Source organism: Nonomuraea sp. NPDC050536 (genome assembly GCF_044457685.1).
Classification (GTDB): domain Bacteria; phylum Actinomycetota; class Actinomycetes; order Streptosporangiales; family Streptosporangiaceae; genus Nonomuraea.
Window position 1 is genome coordinate 34,669 of the sequence record NZ_JBITHD010000018.1, and the last position, 15,567, is coordinate 50,235.

Genomic DNA, 15,567 nt, shown 5'->3' on the forward strand with positions numbered 1-15,567 from the left:
GTCAGGACCTGAGGAGGCCGCGGGTGAAGGCTTCGGCCACGGCCGCGGCGCGGTCGCTGACGCCGAGTTTGGCGTAGATGTTGAGGAGGTGGGTCTTGACCGTCGCCTCCGTGATGAAGAGTTTGGTGGCCGCCTCGCGGTTGGTGTGGCCGGCCGCGACGAGTGCGAGGACCTCCAGTTCGCGCTGGCTGAGGGGGCCCGTGCCGGGAGTACGGACCCGGTTCATGAGGCGGGCCGCGACGGCGGGCGACAGGACGGCTTCGCCGCGGGCCGCGGAGCGGACGGCGCGTAGGAGGTCGGGGCGGGGGGCGTCCTTGAGGAGGTAGCCGGTGGCGCCCGCTTCGATGGCCGGCACGACGTGGCTGTCGGTGTCGTAGGTGGTCAGGACGAGGACGCGGGCGGGGTTGCCGCGGGCGGCCAGTTCGGTGATGGCGCCGACGCCGTCCATGCCGGGCATGCGCAGGTCCATGAGGATGACGTCGGGGCGCAGGGTCTCGGCGAGCTGGACGGCCTCGGCGCCGTCGCCGGCCTCCCCCACGACCTCGAACTCCGGGTCGCGGGCCAGCATGCTGCTAAGCCCGTCGCGCACGACCGGGTGGTCGTCGACGATGAGCAGCTTGATCCGGGTCATGACAGTGCCTCCGCGGGGACGCTGGCCGAGATCCCCGTGCCCGCACCGGGTTCGGACTCGATCTGGAGCGTGCCCGACAGGCCCTCGACCCGCTGGCGCATCGCTATCAGGCCGAAGCCCGAGGACCCGATCACCGGATCGAACCCTCTGCCGTCGTCACGCACGTCCAGAGCCACCGAGTCTTCCATGTACGACAGCGTCACCCCGACCCGGCCGGCCCGGGCGTGCTTGGCCACGTTGGCCAGCGCCTCCTGGGCGGTGCGCAGCAGCGCGACCTCGACCTCCGGCGGCATCGGCCGCGGCGTGCCCGTCGTGGTCAGCGTGACCTCTAACCCGTGCAGGGCCGACCAGCGGACGGTCACCCCGGACAGGGCGTCGGCCAGGCGGCCGGTCTCCAGCGGCGCGGGCCGCAGCGCGTGGACGGAGCGGCGCGCCTCGGACAGGCTCTCCCTGGCCAGCGCGACGGCCTGGGAGACGTGCCGCTGCCAGGAGTCGGAATCCTCGGCCGCCTGCAGCTGCGCGATGATCCCGGTGAGGCCCTGGGCGAGGGTGTCGTGGATCTCGCGCGCCATCCGGTGCCGCTCGTCGAGCACGCCGGCCTCCCTGGCCTGGGCCAGCAGCCGCTCGTGCAGGTCGGCGTTGACGGCCAGCGTGGCCTCGAGCCTGCGGTTGGCCTCGCTGAGCTCGAGCAGCGTCCGCTCGCGCTCGTCGTCCAGCGTGGCGCCGCGCTGGACGAACCACGCGAACAGGCACATCGGGGCCACGTTCGCGGCCAGCACCCCGACGTACGACAGCAGGCCGAACAGCGTGCTCTTGTCCACCATGGTGGCCTGCGCGGTGCCCGCGATCACGGCGACGGCGGCCACACCGACCAGCTGCCACGGCCAGCGCAGCACGCGGAAGGCGTAGATGAACCCGGCGGGCGTGAGGCACCCGAACCAGGGGTCCCTGACCACCAGGACGAGCATGATTCCGAGCAGCGCCCAGAAGAAGCCCGGCAGAGGCCGGGCCAGGGCCATCGCGGCCGCCGCCAGGCCGCACAGGGCCAGGTCGACGAGCAGGGACCTCCCGTCCGACCACTTCGTGAGCATGGTGTAGCCGACCAGGACCACCAGCAGCACGTAGGGTCCGCTGGCGAACACCGGATGCCACTGCCGCTCCATGTCCATCAATTTAACTGGCGGAACTCGGATCGCAGCTGCGTACCGTTCACCAGAATGACGACGCCGAGCAGCGCGAGGCCGCACACGCCCTGCTCGATGCGCAGCCAGAGGGGGAACAGGCCTGGTAGCCAGATGATGACGGCGATGGCCACCAGCATGACGGCCGAGACGATCCGCAGCCGGAGGAAGCCACGGGGCGAACCGCGGCCGGCCTGGAGGGTGAACATCAGGGTCAGCAGGGAGCTGAGAACGACGATGGTCGCCCGCACCCACACGGCGTCGTTCACGATCGAGTGATCGTTACGCAGCACGAAGATCGCGACCAGGGTGAGGACGCTGAGCGCAACGTAGGCGCCCACGAGAAGCTTCACGGTTCGCATGAAGCAAGCCTGGCAACCGGGGCCCCACCGGCACATCGCCCGATCGCAGGGAGCGGGGGATGAGCCGAAGATCCACCGATCGGTGGATTTACTCCGGCCGGTTGATCGTCTGGTGGCCCATCTGGAAGGGCGAGTGCACGCCCTCGTAGGCCAGATGCATGACCATCCCCTGGAAGGCGTGCTTCAGGTTGTGGCAGTGGTCCATCCATACGCCGGGGTTGTCGGCTCGGAAGGCGATCGTATAGGTCTGCCCGGGCAGGATCTCCAGCGAGTCGGTCCACCACGACTGTACCGGCTCGCCGTTGCGCGACAGCACCAGGGCGTGATGGCCGTGCAGGTGCATCGGATGGTCGTTGTGCCCGCGGTTGACGAAGGTGGTCTCGACGGCGTCGCCCTCCTTGACCATGAGCATGGGCGTGTCGGGGAACAGCAGGTTGTTGATCGTGGAGGGGAAGCTCAGCGACCCGTCGTAGAAGGCGGGCCCGTCGTCGAGGATCAGCTTGAAGCGCCGGTCGAAGGCCTTGAACGGGCTGGGCACGCCCGCGCCGTAGCCGGCGGGATCGAAGTCGGGCAGGTCGGAGCGCACCGCGGGCGCGGGCCCGTCGCCCAGCAGCAGGCCGCCGCCGGGGTCGGCCAGGTCGGTCAGCCGGACGGGATGGTCGGGCATGGTGAACGTCAGGTCGTAGCGCCCGCCGACGCCCATCGGCAGCCGCACGTCCGTCAGCGGTGTGGGGCCCGCGAGGTCGGTGCCGTCGATGGCGGCGACCGTGAAGGGCGTGCCGGTGAGCACGAAGGTGCGGGGATCCTTGTCGGCTTCGCCCCACACGGTGTTGTCGCTGGTGTTGACCAGCCGCAGCCGCACCGGCGTGCCCGGCGCGACCGCCACCCGCCGCAGCGTGTCCGACGTGCCGAAGGCGGTCCTGACGCCCTGCGATGTGGTCCATTCGTGCGCCATGACCGGGATGTCCAGCCCCTTGACCTCTTCGGGTGGCAGCACGGTCAGCGGCCCGAACAGCCCGCGGTCGACGGCCTGGTAGGAGTCCTGGTGGGTGTGGTACCAGAAGCTGCCTGCCTGCGTGGCGCGGAAGCGGTAGACGTAGGTCCCGCCCGGCCGCACCGCGTCCTGGGTGACGCCCGCCACGCCGTCCTCGGCGTTGGGCACGTCCAGCCCGTGCCAGTGCACGGTAACGCCCTCGTTCTTCAGCTGGTTGACGAGCGTGACCTGCACCAGGTCGCCCTGGTGGACGCGGAGCTCCGGGCCGGGCACCTGCCCGTTGAACGTCCACGCGTCCACCGTCGCGCCGGAGCTCAGCGTGATCCGCTTCTCCTGCGCCACCAGCGTGAACGCCGCATCGGCCCGCCCCACCGGCCCCACCAGATCGGTCACGCTGCGCATGGCGTGGTCGTGCCCCATGCCCACCGGTCCGCCGCCCCAGTCGAGGTTGGTCATCGAGGCCATGTCCAGCCGGTCGGGCAGCACGCTGGCGCGCTGCAGGTAGAAGACCGCCCCGCCGAGCACCACGACCACCACGGCCAGCACCGGCAGCGTCCTGATCCTGCCCTGCCTCCACCACAGCAGCCCCGTGGCACCGAGCAGGATCGCCCAGAGCACGATCACGTTCACCGTGTACGGCGGGGCGGGCCGATCCACGAAGACCACGTAGAAGTCGAGCAGCGCACCCACCGCGGCCGCCTGGATGGGCCAGCGTGGCTCCATCCGGGGCAGGCACAGCACGACCACCGCGATCGAAGGTGCCAGCATCAGCGGCAGGGCCAGCACGACCCGGTTGGACACGAAATCCCAGCCCGTCGGCCAGGTCAGCCCCACCAGCCCCACCTGGATCACCACCGCGAACAGGCCCAGCCCGACCAGGACCCGGCCTGGCCAACGGGCGGCCAGCCCCCACAGCAGCGCCAGCACGGCGCCGAGCACCTCGGTGAAGTTCGTCGCGAGCTCCCACATGGCCCGGACGCTACGGACGAGGCGAGGGGTCGCGAATCCGTCCGGCTACGACGGCCTGCTACGTAAATCCCGGTATCAGACCAGCCCTGTCTCGTAGGCGATGACGACCAGCTGCGCCCGGTCGCGGGCGTCGAGCTTGATCATGGCGCGGCTGACGTGCGTGCGGGCCGTGGCCGGGCTCATGTACAGCTCGCGGGCGATCTCCTCGTTGCTCAACCCCCTGGCCACCTGCGCCATCACCTCCCGCTCCCGCTCGGTCAGCCGGGCCAGCCGCTCCGGGTCGGCCCGCCTGCGCGCGTCGCGCCTGACGAACTCGGTGATCAGGCGGGCGGTGATGCGCGGCGCGAGCAGCGCCTCACCCCCGGCCACCACGCGGACCGCCTGCCGCAGGTCCTCGGGCTCGACGTCCTTGGTCAGGAAGCCGCCGGCGCCCGCGCGCAACGCCTCGAAGACGTACTCGTCCAGGTCGAACGTGGTGAGCACGACCACCCTGGTGCCCATCGCGGTGACCAGGCGGGTGGCCTCCAGTCCGTCCATGCCCGGCATCCTGATGTCCATCAGCACCACGTCGGGCCGCAGCTCCCTGGCCATGACCACGGCCTGCGCGCCGTCGGCCGCCTCGGCCACGACCTCGATGTCGTCGGCGGCGTCGAGCAGGCCGCGGAATCCGGCCCGCACCAGGCGCTGGTCGTCGGCCAGCAGCACCCGGATCGTCATGGCTCACCCTCCCGGACGGGCAGCCTGGCGTGCACCCGGAACCCGCCGCCCGGCGCGGGCCCGGCCGTCAGCTCGCCGCCGAGCGCCGCGGCTCTCTCGGTCATCCCGCCGATGCCGTTGCCCGGCACCGCCTGGCCGCCGCGCCCGTCGTCGGTCACGTCGATCACCAGGTCGCCTGCCTCGCGGCGGATCTCGACCGACACCGTGCTCGCGTGGGCGTGCCTGATCACGTTGGTCAGCGACTCCTGCACGATCCGGTACGCACCCACCGGCAGCGGGCCGTCGGGGACCGCGGGCTCCACGCGCAGGCCCGCCTTCTCCGCCGCCTCGAGCAGCCCGCCGATCGGGCGCTGCTCTCCGTCCCTGAGCACGTCGACCACGGATCGCAGCTCGGCCAGGGCCTGCTTGCCCGCCGTACGGATCTCCTGGATCGCCTCGTGCGCGCGGTCGGGGCGGCGGTCCATGACGTCGTCGGCGAGCGCGGCCTGGACCGTGATGGCCGAGATCGACTGGCCCACGGTGTCGTGCACGTCGCGGGCGATGCGCAGCCGCTCCTCGACCAGGCGGCGGGCGGTCTCCCTGGCCAGGCGGAGCCTGCGGTTCCTGACCGTGTCGCCGAGCAGGACCAGCGCCACCATGGCCAGGGCGCGCTCGGCCACGAACGTCAGCAGCGGCAGCGCCGGCTCGTGCCGGTTGACCAGCGGCACGTACACGTCGGCGGCGACGAAGAACGCGATCACCGGGATCGTCCAGCGGAGCCGCCCCGCCTCGGCCGCGGTGTAGAGCGCCCCGGCCAGCGGCAGCACCGGAGCGATGCCCACGTATCCGACGCTGTAGTACACCAGCAGCGCCACCGTGGTCGCCACCAGGACGCCCAGCGGCCAGCGCCTTCTGACCAGCAGCAGCCCGCCGATGACCAGGGCCAGCCCGTAGGCGTAGACGTCGCCGGGGCGCGAGCCGGGCTCCACGCCCGAGGCGATCGCCGCCGACACCAGGGCGGTCGTGGCGCCCGCCATGGCGAGGTCGGTGACTGTCGCGGGGACCCTCATCAGGGGTCCACGGTAGCGTCAGACCACGGGCCTGTAATGGGTCGTGATCCGGTTGTCGTCGTCCAGCACGTGGAAGGCCAGCGCGGGCGGCAGGTCCAGGTGGATCAGGGCGTCGGTCTCCTCCCACGGCAGCGTGATGGTCGAGACGACTCCCGGTGCGACGAGCAGGGGTTTCCCGGCGAACGTCGTGGCCGCGGGCGTGTGGGCGTGCCCGGCCAGGAAGGCGACCAGGTTCGGGTGGCGGGCTGCCAGGTCGGCCAGGCGCTGCTCGCCGTACTGGCGGATGCCGTCGACGTACGGCGTGCACAGCTTGGCCGGCGGGTGGTGGAAGCCGACCAGGACCGGGGACGGGTCGTCGAGGACGCCGTCCAGCCAGGCGATCGTCTCGTCGTCGAGCTCGCCCTGGTCCTTGCCGGGGATCGAGGAGTCGCACAGCGCGAGCGTGAACCCGTTTCCGCGGTGTACCTGGTTGACCGGGCCCGCCGCGGGTGGCTGCCCGAGGAGGTGCTCGCGGAAGGCGGCGCGCTCGTCATGGTTGCCCGGGCAGATCAGGGTCGGGTGGCGGGAGGCGAGCAGGCCGCGGGCCTGCGCGTACTCGGCGGGCAGGCCGTGGTCGGCGATGTCGCCGGTGACCAGCACGAGGTCCAGGTCGTACGACAGGCCGTCGAGGTAGTCCATGACGGCCTTGGTGCGCTCGGTGCTGCGGTCGGTCAGGTCGAGATGGGTGTCACTGAGATGGGCGATCACGATCACGCCTGCGAACCTACGCCAGGATCGGACCAAGGGTAAGGTCCACTTCCATGGAGAATTCCTGGTCCAGTTCGCGAGTGGACCTCCTGCTCGATCTGCGCGGGCCACGACGGTCCGGCCTGGAGTCCGCGCTGCGCGCGGCGATCAGGGACGGGCGGCTGGCGGCGGGGACGCTCCTGCCGTCCACCCGCGGGCTGGCGCGGGAGCTGGAGCTCGCGCGCGGGACCGTGGTGGCCGCCTACGACCAACTGGCCGCCGAGGGGTACCTCTCGGTCCGCGCCGGCTCGGGCACGCGCGTGGCGGAGGTGCCGCCCGGCCCGGATCTCGACGAGGTTTCCGGCATCGCGGACGAGCCGCTGCACGATCTGCGCCCCGGCTGCCCCGACGTCAGCGCCTTCCCCGCGCGGGCCTGGCTGGCGGCCACCCGCCGCGTGCTCGGCGGCCACGCCGTCGGCCGCGGCGACCCCCAGGGCACGCTCGAACTGCGCACGGCGCTCTGCGACTATCTCGGCCGCACGCGTGGGGTGCGCGCCACGCCCGCCCAGGTCGTCGTCACCTCCGGCTACCACCAGGGCCTGGTCCTGCTCAGCGGCGTCCTGTCGTCCTCGGGCGTCGGGGTCGCCGCCTTCGAGGATCCCGGTCACTCGGTCTATCGGGACGCCGTACGGCGGGCCGGCCTCACCGTGGTCCCGCTGCCGGTCGACGCCCGTGGCGCCCGGATCGAGGAGCTCCCCGCGGATGCCGGGGCGGCCTTCCTCACCCCGGCGCACCAGTATCCGATGGGCGTGCCGCTGCACCCGGCCCGCCGCCAGGCCGCCTGCGCCTGGGCCCGCGCCACGGGCGGGATCGTCGTGGAGGACGACTACGACGGCGAGTTCCGCTACGACCGCCAGCCGGTCGGCGCTCTGCAGGGCATGGCCCCCGAGCACGTCGTCTACGGCGGCACGGTCTCCAAGACCCTCGGCCCCGGCCTCCGCCTCGGCTGGCTGGTCCTCCCGCCCTGGCTGGTGGCGCCGGTCGTCCGTGCCAAGGAGGAGGCGGACCTCTACACCGAGACGCTCAACCAGCTCGTCCTGGCCGACCTGATCGCCACCCACGCCTACGACCGCCACGTCCGCGCGTCCCGCCTGCGCTACCGCCGCCGCCGCGACCTGCTGGCCTCCCGCTTTCCCCTGGAAGGCGTCCCGGCGGGCCTGTCCGCCCTTCTCCTGCTCGCGGAGGGCGAAGCCGAGGCGCTGAAGGCCTGCGCCCGCCGCGGCCTGGCCCTCCGCGGCCTCACGGAACTCCACCACGACCCGACGGGCCGCCCGGAAGGCCTGCTCATCGGCTACGCCGCCCCGTCAGATTCCACCTACCCCACCGCCCTGACCCTCCTCACCGACGTCCTTCGGCTATAGGCGGTCGACGCGCTGCAGGAGGCCGTAGATGAAGCGGGCGCGGTGCGGCGCGCCGTCGTGGGTGAAGTCGACGGACCAGTGGTGCGGAGCCGAGCCCTCCAGCTGGGTGGCGTCGGGGAAGGCGGCGGCGACGTCGCCCACGACGCACCGCCAGGGCACCAGGGCGGCGAAGCTGAGGCGGCGCAGCGGGACGGGGCGGACGAACCACTGGTTCCACAGGTCGCCGCCGGGACCGAGGAGGGCCTCGAACTCCAGGCCCGGCCAGGACGGCAGGTGCCAGCGGGCCAGCTCGCAGGTCAGGCTGCCCGCCGGTTTGGCGCCGCGGTAGGTGGGCGGGCCGAGCGCCATGCGGAGTGCGGAAACACCCTTGGGGGCGCTGCGCGAGTAGGACATGCGGGTCCACAGGGAGTGCGCGGCGCGGAGCTCGGCTCGGGTCGCGCGCATCTCCGCCAGGGCGTCCTCGACCCGCTCGGGGTTGAGGTCGCGCATGCGGTGCATCAAGGTCAGCTCGAACTGGCGCACCCCGAATCCCATGCCGGCCACCGTACTAGCCGGCCCGGACGCGTTCAGCGGCTTGGATCATGTCCTGCGCGAGTTGCTCCAGGAGCCGGGCCATGTCCACCAGGCGCTCCCCGGCCGGAGTGCCGGGACCCAGGGTCTCGCCGCCGTCGCGGGCGAACGCGGCCAGCATGGCGTTCCTGCGGGCGCTGGCCAGCCAGGACTGGTACCAGATGTCGCCGTCGATGACGTAGCGGTCGCGCCGGCCGCGCGGGTGGCGCTCGCGCCTGATCAGCTCGTGCTGCTCGAGCTCGCCGACGGCCTTGGAGATCGAGGCGGGGCTGACCCGCAGGCGCTGGACCAGCTCGCCGGCGGTGAGGCTGCCGCCGTCGGTGATGTAGAGGCAGGCCAGCACCCGCGCGGTCATCCGCGAAAGGCCGGTGCTGACGAGGATGTCGGTGAACTGCTCCTCCAGCGCGCGGACCGCCTCGGGATCCCGCCCGTGCGCGTCCGCGACGGCGGGCGCGGGGCGCTGCGGGGCGCTCTTGCCTCGGCGGGCGCGCACCGCGGTCGCCTGCTGCGCCCGGTCGGCCCGGTAGCCGGAGGCGCCGCCGTTGCGCAGCACCTCGCGGGTGATGGTCGACACCGGACGCTCCAGGCGCCGGGCGATCTCGGAGTAGGTGTGCCCGTCGGCCAGTCCACTGGCGATGTCCTGCCGCTCCTGCTCGGTCAACCTGCCGCCCGGCATCGGTGATCCGCCTCCACGTCTTGCTTTCGCCTTCATTTCATTGCAAGGCCCTGTGTTGCATTCAACCACAAACTCATTGCAACAGACAAGAGAATGTGTTGACGGATTCATGAAGGCAACGTAGCTTTTTCGATTGCATGAACACGTACTATCTCGTTTGGAAGCCATCGACATGAGCACGACACTCACCGCCGGGCCGCGGCTCAGCGGTGTACTCGGCGGCGCGTGCGGCGGGCCACTCGGGAAGCGCCCGGTCAGGGCCCAGGCGGCCCGTCGCCCGTGCCGGGGGCCAGCGCGGCGCCCCAGGTGGTGCGGCCGACGATCTCGGACGGCCCGGCCACGCGCGGGACGGCGGGCTCGTGCGGCAGCATCACCGAGGCGGTGCGCGCGGCGTGGTCCGGCTCGTTCTCGCGCAGCCGGCGCAGCTTGGTCACAGTGAACGAGGCCACGGGAACGCTGCCCGCCAGCCCCGCTCACCGATCCCGCCCCGCCCGGCGGCCATGGCCGCGGCCTGCGGCGCCGAGCGGGTGTCGTTCCACAGCAGCACGGCCCCGGCACAGCACTGCTTTAGTTGATTGAGTCGACGAATCAAATCCGGCGACGAGCGTCATGCTCCAGGTTCTATACCGAGTAGTTGGCTCGGATCACCCCATGCGGGTTGGCGGCTTGCCTGATGGCACGCAGCCGGGCGATCGTCTCGGCGGGGAAGGCGGCCGTGGCCTGCTCGCCCGGGCTCAGGAAGGTGTACGGCTTGCGCCCGCTGACCACGGCGCCGAGCGCGCCGGTCAGCTCCGCCTGCTTGCCGCGGACCGCCTGGGCGAGCTGCGGGTTGAGGGCGAGGCCGAGCATGTAGAGCAGGTACGGCTCGGCCACCGGCCCGGTGGGACCGCCGCCGGGCTCGGCCAGCGCGCCACCCAGGTGCCGGACCTGGACGCCGACCAGCGGATCGATCGGCGCGGCCAGCAGCGTCTCCGCGGTCGCGTCGTCGAGGCCGGTGAGCAGCTCGGCCCGGCCCATCCCGGGCCCTGGATCGGTGGGCTCGGACGTGATGTCGCCCAGGTCGGCGACGGCCACCGGGCCGCGCTCGTCGGCGATGGCGCCGCCGATGCCGTCCAGGATCCGGGTGGCCTCCGCGCCCTCCTCGGGGGCGCGCACGCTGTCGGCGGCCCAGCCGTACTTGCGGCCGAACCAGCTCAGTCCGCCGCCCAGCGTGTAGCCGACCACGGAGACGATCGGGGAGCTGCCCGCCAGGCCTGCCAGGCCGTGCGGGCCCGCCTCCGCGAGCACCTTGCCCCAGGGCGCGCCGGCGCCGACGCGGGCCACCCGCTTGTCCGGCCACACGGTCACGCTGTCGAGCGCCTTGGTGCGCAGCAGGATCACGCCGTCCACGTCGCCGGAGGCGCCGTGCCCTCCGGCCTGCGCGGTGACCGCGAGCCCCATGAATCTATGACGTCACGGCCGGGGAAAGTGTGACAGGACGCTGACCTGTCACATCGGTCCGCGCGCAACCGTCAGTAATCCATGAAGGACCTGATGGGAGAACGCGACGTGGACCAGTACCTGGCGGACCGTTTCGAGGCGCACCGCCCGCAGCTGAAGGGGGTCGCCTACCGGATGCTCGGCTCGCTGGGCGAGGCCGACGACGCGATGCGGGAGGCCTGGATCCGGCTCAGCCGCGCCGGGGCGGGCGACGTGGAGAATCTGGGCGGCTGGCTGACCACCGTGGTGGGGCGGGTGTGCCTGGACATGCTGCGTACACGCACCAGGCGGCGAGAGATCCCCGTGCCCAATCAGGTGGTCGGCCCGCCCGAGGGGATCGATCCCGAGCAGGAGGCGCTGGTGGCCGACTCGGTCGGGCTGGCGCTGCTGGTGGTGCTGGAATCGCTGACGCCAGCCGAGCGGCTGGCGTTCGTGCTGCACGACATGTTCGCCATGCCGTTCGAGGAGATCGCGCCCGTCGTGGGGCGCTCGGCGATCGCCACCCGGCAGCTGGCCGGCAGGGCACGCCGCCGCGTCCAGGGTGCGGCGCCGGTGCCGGTGCTCGACTGACTAGCTCTCGATCTCGAAGAGGGCGTCCAGCCCGGTGACCCTCAGCACGCGGGCCAGGATGCCGTGCACCCCGCGCAGCGTCAGGGTGCCTGCCCGCTTGTGCAGGCCGAGCAGGGCGCTGATACCGGTGGAGTCGCAGAAGTCGAGCCCGCCCGCGTCCAGGATCACCTGCTCGCCCGCCACCTCGACGTCGTCCAGCAGGTGGTGGGTGCGGGTGTCGAGGGTTCCGCCAAGGTGGATCACCATCCCGTCGGGACGGCGATCCACCGAGATCGTCAGCTCATCGAGCGTCATGGACGGATGGTAAGCCTTTCCGGCACATCGAGCCCCTGTACGGCGACCGGCTGCGGCTCCGGCGTCCCCGGACAGGTCGCCCCGTCACCGGGCACGGTGCCGTCGCGCATGTAGGCGTTGAACGCGCCGTCGATGCACGCGTTGCCCCGCCCGATCAGGCCGTGCGACTTGCCGCCCTGCTCGACGACCAGGTGGGAGCTGGGGAACAGCCCGTGCACCTCGACCCCGCCGGGGAACGGCGTGGGCCCGTCGGACACGTCCTGCAGGAACAGCACGTCGGGCAGCCCCGGACGGCCCCTGACCGGCAGCGGCTGCTGCCCGTGTACCGGCCAGAACGCGCACGGCGCGTTGAACCAGGCGTTGGTCCAGGTGGCGAAGCGCGCGGTCTTGAACGACTCGGTCATGTCCCGGTGCCAGACCGGCCACGCCCGCGGCCACCTGGCGTCGGAGCACTCGACCGCCAGGTACATCGAGTAGGCGTTGTCGTCCTGCGCGCCGAAGTTCTGGAAGGCGGCCACCAGCGCGTCGGCCGAGCCGCCCGCGAACGCCGGCGTGAGGACCGGCCAGAGTGCCGTCCGGTAGGCGTTGGCCAGGAAGGTGTCGTCCAGCTCGTCGGGCCCGACCACGCCGCCCGCGGGAGCGGCGGTCAGCTTGGCGCGCAGGTCGTAGTAGGCCTTCTCCACGACCTCCTCGGTGGTCCCCAGGTGGTAGGTGGCGTCGAAGCGGGCCACCCAGGCGAAGTAGTCGTGCATCCGGGCCTCGAAGGAGTGGTTCTGGTCGAGGTTGTCCTGATACCAGACGCCGCTCGGGCGCACGATGCTGTCGATCACCAGCCTCCGCACGTGCGTGGGGAACAGCGTGGCGTAGGTGGCGCCGAGGTAGGTGCCGTAGGAGAAGCCCAGGTAGTTGATCCGGTCCTGGCCCAGCGCCTGCCGGATGACGTCCAGGTCGCGGGCCGCGTTGACGGTGGTCAGCTGGGGCAGCAGCCTGCCGTACTTCTGCTCGCACAGCTCGGCCACCCGGCGCGCCCTGTCCACCCAGACCCGCTCCGCCGCTCTGTTGGCAGGGACGTAGTCCGGCCTGACCGGCGTCAGGTAGTCGCCCGAACAGGCCACCGCCGGCTCGCTGGTGCCGACACCGCGCGGGTCGAAGCCGATCAGGTCGTAGGAGGCGGCCACGGCCGGGTCCATGCCGCGCACGCCGCGGGCGAACGCCAGCCCGGAGGCGCCCGGCCCGCCGGGGTTGGCCAGGAGCACACCCTGGAACTGGTCGTCGGGCACGGTGTGCTTGCGCCTGGCGATGGAGACCTTGATCTTCGGGCCGCCGGGACGCTGGTAGTCCATGGGGACGTCGATCTTGGCGCAGTCCAGATTCTCGAACCCGGGGATCGCGCAGGGGGCGAACTCCGCCGCGGGAGTCCGCGCGGCCGCGGGGGCCGCCGGGGCCACCGGCAGGGCAAGCGCCAGGGCGGCCGTCAGTAACCAGAGTCTTCTCACGTTCGGAGTGTGAATTCGCGGCGCGCCCCTAACATCGGGGAAACCCCCACAGGGACCCCGGATCAGGACTCGGTGGTGACCTCGTAGTGGGTGACGGTGGTGTCGTAGTCCGTCAGGGCGGCTCGGGCGGCGGGTTCGACGACGGCGGTGCCGAGGGCGTCGCCGGCGAAGTTACGGATCTTGTCCAGGGATTCCCACCAGGTGATGACCTGGATCTCGACGACGTGTCCTGCCTCGCGCCGGAGGAGGTGGGCGCGCACGAAGCCGTCCGTCTCGCGCAGGCCGGGCAGGACATCGTCGTCGAAGTGCGCCTGGTAGGCGGTGGCGCCTGGGGGTGTCGCGGTGGCTCTCCAGATTCTCGCGATCATGCCTCGAATCTAGGCGCCCCTGATGAGATCGCGATACCAGAAATATGAGGATTTGGGGGTACGGCGAAGCGTCGAGAAATCCACGTGGACGAGGCCGAACCGCTGCGTGAAGCCCTCGATCCACTCGAAGTTGTCCATGATCGACCAGACGAAGTACCCGCGCACGTCCGCGCCCTCGGACATGGCCCTGCGCAGCGCCTTGACGTGCCCGTCCAGGAACTCGATCCGCCGGGGGTCGTCGACGGCGTCGGGGTAGGCGCAGCCGTTCTCCGTGATGTAGATGGGCGGCAGGTGCTCGCCGTACCGGTCACGAAGCTGGGTGATGATCTCGTGCAGCCCGTCGGGCACGACCGGCCAGCCGAAGCCCGTCAGCGGATAGCCCTCGATCTCCCTGATGCCGAAGGGCAGGTCGGCGGGCAGGTCGAAGCCGGAGAAGGACTCCACGCCCGCGCCGGGCGCGCCGACCAGGGTGGGGCTGTAGTAGTTGATGCCGTACCAGTCGAGCGGCGAGGAGATGATCTCCATGTCCTCGGCCGAGCCCAGCTCGAACCCTTCGGGGTAGCGGCCGAGCAGCAGCGGGTCGGCGAAGAGCCAGTTCATCAGCAGGTCGTACAGCCCGGCCGAGTCGCGGTCGGCCTGGGCGTCGCCGGCGGTCCAGACGGGCGTGTGCGACACGGCGAGGCCGATGTTCCCGGCGCCGGCCGCGCGCAACGCCTGGACGGTCAGGCCGTGGGCGAGCAGCTGGTGGTGCGCGACGGGCAGCGCGTCGAAGAGCAGCTGCTTGCCGGGCGCGTGCTGGCCCAGGCCGTACCCGAGCAGCGTCACCTCGGCGGGCTCGTTGATGGTGATCCACATCGGCACCCGGTCGGCCAGCTTGGCGCCCACGATCGAGGCGTAGTCCGCGAGCCGGAAAGCGGTGTCGCGGTCGACCCAGTCCAGCCCGACGGGCGTGTCCCAGTGGTAGAGCGTGGGGACCGGCTTGATCCCGGCCGCGAGCAGCTCGTCCACCAGGCGTTCGTAGAAGTCGAGGTCGCCGGAGAGCACACGCGGCCACGACACGGAGAACCGGTAGGCGCCCACCCCGAGCTCGCGCATGAGCGCGACGTCCTCCCGGTAACGGTGGTAATGGTCGGTGGCCACCGACGCGTCGCATCCGTCCTTGATCCGGTCCCGCTGGGCGGTGAAGGCGTCCCAGACGGAGGGCCCCCGCAGGTCGGCGGCCCCCTCGATCTGGAATGCGGAGGCGGACACGCCCCAGAGAAAATCATGAGCATCGTTCACAATTGGGGACTCTAATGGTGCATGGGCTTGGCCACCACCCATGCGCGCGCCGACTCGGCCCGATCGCGCAGCGCCTCCAGCGCGACGGCCAGGTTCTCGTGGTCCATGTACGCGGTCTTCTCGATGGCCGCACTGTGCGTCGCCACCTGCTCGGCAAGGGCGTTGAGCTCGGTCAGGGCGCTGACGATGTCATGGCTTTCCCGCGGGTTCAGATCGCACATGGCCCGACCGTACGTAGCGTGACGCAGGCCGTACAACTGGCAAAATAGCAAGTATGTTGCGCCTGGCCCGAGCGATCGTCTTCGCGATGGCGTGCGTGGCCGTCACGGCCGCCGGGCACACGCTGGCGGGCGGCGCCGCGGTCGCGCCCGGCACGCTGGCCGCGGGCGGACTGCTGCCGCTGGGCCTCGCCTGGGCACTCGGCAAGCGCGAGCGCGGCCCCGAGGTAGTGCTGGCCGCGACGGCCTGCGCCCAGCTCGCGCTGCACGAGCTGTTCGCCACGCCGATGGGCGCGCACGCGCACTTCGGGCTCGGCATGCCGCTGGCGCACCTGACCATCGCGCTGCTGACCGGCTGGTGGCTGTACCGCGGCGAGAGCGCGTTCTGGCTCATGCTCCGCCTCTGGCTGAACGGCCTGCCGCGCCTGCTGCCACTCACACCGCTTCCGACGCCGGTACGGCCGGCCACGGCGGAAAGCACCTATGCCCCCTTCGTGACCCGCTGGGTGGCGACGCCGATCGGCCGCCGAGGCCCTCCCTGACGCTCCGGATCCCGAACCACTCA

General features: G+C 71.7%; 18 protein-coding genes and 1 pseudogene. 3 read left to right on the top strand and 16 right to left on the bottom strand.

Annotation, left to right across the window (positions count from 1 at the left end; genetic code table 11):
* Position 1 precedes the first annotated feature (1 nt).
* The 7 genes from ACIBHX_RS38440 to ACIBHX_RS38470 all read right to left on the bottom strand — a co-directional run bounded on the left by ACIBHX_RS38440 (position 2) and on the right by ACIBHX_RS38470 (position 6,656).
* Complete coding sequence (locus tag ACIBHX_RS38440) at positions 2–631, bottom strand: response regulator (protein ID WP_397072371.1); 630 nt, start codon at positions 629–631, stop codon at positions 2–4.
* Positions 628–1,794 carry a sensor histidine kinase gene (locus ACIBHX_RS38445; RefSeq protein WP_397072372.1) on the bottom strand — a complete coding sequence of 389 codons (1,167 nt, stop codon included), beginning with the start codon at positions 1,792–1,794 and terminating at the stop codon, positions 628–630. Before ACIBHX_RS38445 ends, ACIBHX_RS38440 begins: the two co-directional genes overlap by 4 nt.
* A 5-nt stretch (positions 1,795–1,799) precedes the next feature.
* Entirely contained in the window at positions 1,800–2,174 is a 375-nt protein-coding gene (locus tag ACIBHX_RS38450) for a hypothetical protein (RefSeq protein WP_397072373.1), read from the bottom strand.
* A gap of 88 nt (positions 2,175–2,262) precedes the next feature.
* Entirely contained in the window at positions 2,263–4,137 is a 1,875-nt protein-coding gene (locus ACIBHX_RS38455; RefSeq protein ID WP_397072374.1) for a multicopper oxidase family protein, read from the bottom strand.
* A 75-nt stretch (positions 4,138–4,212) separates the two neighbouring features.
* Positions 4,213–4,854, bottom strand: a complete 642-nt coding sequence (locus ACIBHX_RS38460) for a response regulator (protein WP_397072375.1) — start codon at positions 4,852–4,854, stop codon at positions 4,213–4,215.
* Positions 4,851–5,903, bottom strand: a complete 1,053-nt coding sequence (locus ACIBHX_RS38465; RefSeq protein ID WP_397072376.1) for a sensor histidine kinase — start codon at positions 5,901–5,903, stop codon at positions 4,851–4,853. Before ACIBHX_RS38465 ends, ACIBHX_RS38460 begins: the two co-directional genes overlap by 4 nt.
* 18 nt (positions 5,904–5,921) lie before the next feature.
* Entirely contained in the window at positions 5,922–6,656 is a 735-nt protein-coding gene (locus ACIBHX_RS38470) for a metallophosphoesterase (protein WP_397072377.1), read from the bottom strand.
* 47 nt (positions 6,657–6,703) lie between these two features.
* Here ACIBHX_RS38470 and ACIBHX_RS38475 point away from each other — a divergent pair, with 47 nt between their 5' ends.
* A complete protein-coding gene (locus ACIBHX_RS38475; RefSeq protein WP_397072378.1) occupies positions 6,704–8,050 on the top strand; it encodes a PLP-dependent aminotransferase family protein in 1,347 nt (448 codons plus the stop codon).
* Here the strand turns inward: ACIBHX_RS38475 and ACIBHX_RS38480 are convergent.
* From ACIBHX_RS38480 to ACIBHX_RS38495, 4 genes are all read right to left on the bottom strand, one after another.
* A complete protein-coding gene (locus ACIBHX_RS38480; protein ID WP_397072379.1) occupies positions 8,045–8,584 on the bottom strand; it encodes a hypothetical protein in 540 nt (179 codons plus the stop codon). The two genes, ACIBHX_RS38475 and ACIBHX_RS38480, sit on opposite strands and share 6 nt — an antisense overlap.
* 13 nt (positions 8,585–8,597) lie before the next feature.
* The gene (locus ACIBHX_RS38485; protein ID WP_397072380.1) at positions 8,598–9,296 is read right to left on the bottom strand and encodes a MarR family transcriptional regulator; all 699 of its coding nucleotides are present in this window, start codon (positions 9,294–9,296) and stop codon (positions 8,598–8,600) included.
* 254 nt (positions 9,297–9,550) lie between these two features.
* Positions 9,551–9,745 carry a hypothetical protein gene (locus ACIBHX_RS38490; protein ID WP_397072381.1) on the bottom strand — a complete coding sequence of 65 codons (195 nt, stop codon included), beginning with the start codon at positions 9,743–9,745 and terminating at the stop codon, positions 9,551–9,553.
* A gap of 172 nt (positions 9,746–9,917) precedes the next feature.
* Positions 9,918–10,736: an FAD-binding oxidoreductase gene (locus ACIBHX_RS38495; protein WP_397072382.1), complete on the bottom strand. Its 819-nt coding sequence runs from the start codon at positions 10,734–10,736 to the stop codon at positions 9,918–9,920.
* Positions 10,737–10,829: 93 nt separating this feature from the next.
* On the opposite strand from ACIBHX_RS38495, the pseudogene ACIBHX_RS38500 reads away from it, so the two are divergent.
* Positions 10,830–11,333 (top strand): annotated as a pseudogene (locus ACIBHX_RS38500) (sigma-70 family RNA polymerase sigma factor); the annotation flags it as partial.
* A 12-nt stretch (positions 11,334–11,345) separates the two neighbouring features.
* On the opposite strand, the gene ACIBHX_RS38505 reads toward ACIBHX_RS38500, so the two are convergent.
* From ACIBHX_RS38505 to ACIBHX_RS38525, 5 genes are all read right to left on the bottom strand, one after another.
* Positions 11,346–11,639: an STAS domain-containing protein gene (locus ACIBHX_RS38505; protein ID WP_397072383.1), complete on the bottom strand. Its 294-nt coding sequence runs from the start codon at positions 11,637–11,639 to the stop codon at positions 11,346–11,348.
* Positions 11,636–13,135, bottom strand: a complete 1,500-nt coding sequence (locus tag ACIBHX_RS38510; RefSeq protein ID WP_397072384.1) for an alpha/beta hydrolase — start codon at positions 13,133–13,135, stop codon at positions 11,636–11,638. The genes ACIBHX_RS38505 and ACIBHX_RS38510 overlap by 4 nt, the downstream gene beginning before the upstream one ends.
* 62 nt (positions 13,136–13,197) lie before the next feature.
* The gene (locus tag ACIBHX_RS38515) at positions 13,198–13,503 is read right to left on the bottom strand and encodes an antibiotic biosynthesis monooxygenase family protein (protein WP_397072385.1); all 306 of its coding nucleotides are present in this window, start codon (positions 13,501–13,503) and stop codon (positions 13,198–13,200) included.
* A gap of 9 nt (positions 13,504–13,512) precedes the next feature.
* Positions 13,513–14,826 carry a glycoside hydrolase family 1 protein gene (locus ACIBHX_RS38520; RefSeq protein ID WP_397072386.1) on the bottom strand — a complete coding sequence of 438 codons (1,314 nt, stop codon included), beginning with the start codon at positions 14,824–14,826 and terminating at the stop codon, positions 13,513–13,515.
* Positions 14,796–15,005 carry a hypothetical protein gene (locus tag ACIBHX_RS38525; RefSeq protein WP_397072387.1) on the bottom strand — a complete coding sequence of 70 codons (210 nt, stop codon included), beginning with the start codon at positions 15,003–15,005 and terminating at the stop codon, positions 14,796–14,798. Before ACIBHX_RS38525 ends, ACIBHX_RS38520 begins: the two co-directional genes overlap by 31 nt.
* Before the next feature lie 53 nt (positions 15,006–15,058).
* On the opposite strand from ACIBHX_RS38525, the gene ACIBHX_RS38530 reads away from it, so the two are divergent.
* The gene (locus tag ACIBHX_RS38530; RefSeq protein WP_397072388.1) at positions 15,059–15,544 is read left to right on the top strand and encodes an MFS transporter; all 486 of its coding nucleotides are present in this window, start codon (positions 15,059–15,061) and stop codon (positions 15,542–15,544) included.
* Positions 15,545–15,567 lie beyond the last annotated feature (23 nt).

Bases quoted from the DNA above. Each gene is read 5' to 3' on its own strand.
- ACIBHX_RS38440 (WP_397072371.1), bottom strand. From the start codon at position 631: ATGACCCGGATCAAGCTGCTCATCGTCGACGACCACCCGGTCGTGCGC.
- ACIBHX_RS38445 (WP_397072372.1), bottom strand. From the start codon at position 1,794: ATGGAGCGGCAGTGGCATCCGGTGTTCGCCAGCGGACCCTACGTGCTG.
- ACIBHX_RS38450 (WP_397072373.1), bottom strand. From the start codon at position 2,174: ATGCGAACCGTGAAGCTTCTCGTGGGCGCCTACGTTGCGCTCAGCGTC.
- ACIBHX_RS38455 (WP_397072374.1), bottom strand. From the start codon at position 4,137: ATGTGGGAGCTCGCGACGAACTTCACCGAGGTGCTCGGCGCCGTGCTG.
- ACIBHX_RS38460 (WP_397072375.1), bottom strand. From the start codon at position 4,854: ATGACGATCCGGGTGCTGCTGGCCGACGACCAGCGCCTGGTGCGGGCC.
- ACIBHX_RS38465 (WP_397072376.1), bottom strand. From the start codon at position 5,903: ATGAGGGTCCCCGCGACAGTCACCGACCTCGCCATGGCGGGCGCCACG.
- ACIBHX_RS38475 (WP_397072378.1), top strand. From the start codon at position 6,704: ATGGAGAATTCCTGGTCCAGTTCGCGAGTGGACCTCCTGCTCGATCTG.
- ACIBHX_RS38480 (WP_397072379.1), bottom strand. From the start codon at position 8,584: ATGGGATTCGGGGTGCGCCAGTTCGAGCTGACCTTGATGCACCGCATG.
- ACIBHX_RS38485 (WP_397072380.1), bottom strand. From the start codon at position 9,296: ATGCCGGGCGGCAGGTTGACCGAGCAGGAGCGGCAGGACATCGCCAGT.
- ACIBHX_RS38495 (WP_397072382.1), bottom strand. From the start codon at position 10,736: ATGGGGCTCGCGGTCACCGCGCAGGCCGGAGGGCACGGCGCCTCCGGC.
- ACIBHX_RS38505 (WP_397072383.1), bottom strand. From the start codon at position 11,639: ATGACGCTCGATGAGCTGACGATCTCGGTGGATCGCCGTCCCGACGGG.
- ACIBHX_RS38515 (WP_397072385.1), bottom strand. From the start codon at position 13,503: ATGATCGCGAGAATCTGGAGAGCCACCGCGACACCCCCAGGCGCCACC.
- ACIBHX_RS38520 (WP_397072386.1), bottom strand. From the start codon at position 14,826: ATGGGTGGTGGCCAAGCCCATGCACCATTAGAGTCCCCAATTGTGAAC.
- ACIBHX_RS38525 (WP_397072387.1), bottom strand. From the start codon at position 15,005: ATGTGCGATCTGAACCCGCGGGAAAGCCATGACATCGTCAGCGCCCTG.
- ACIBHX_RS38530 (WP_397072388.1), top strand. From the start codon at position 15,059: ATGTTGCGCCTGGCCCGAGCGATCGTCTTCGCGATGGCGTGCGTGGCC.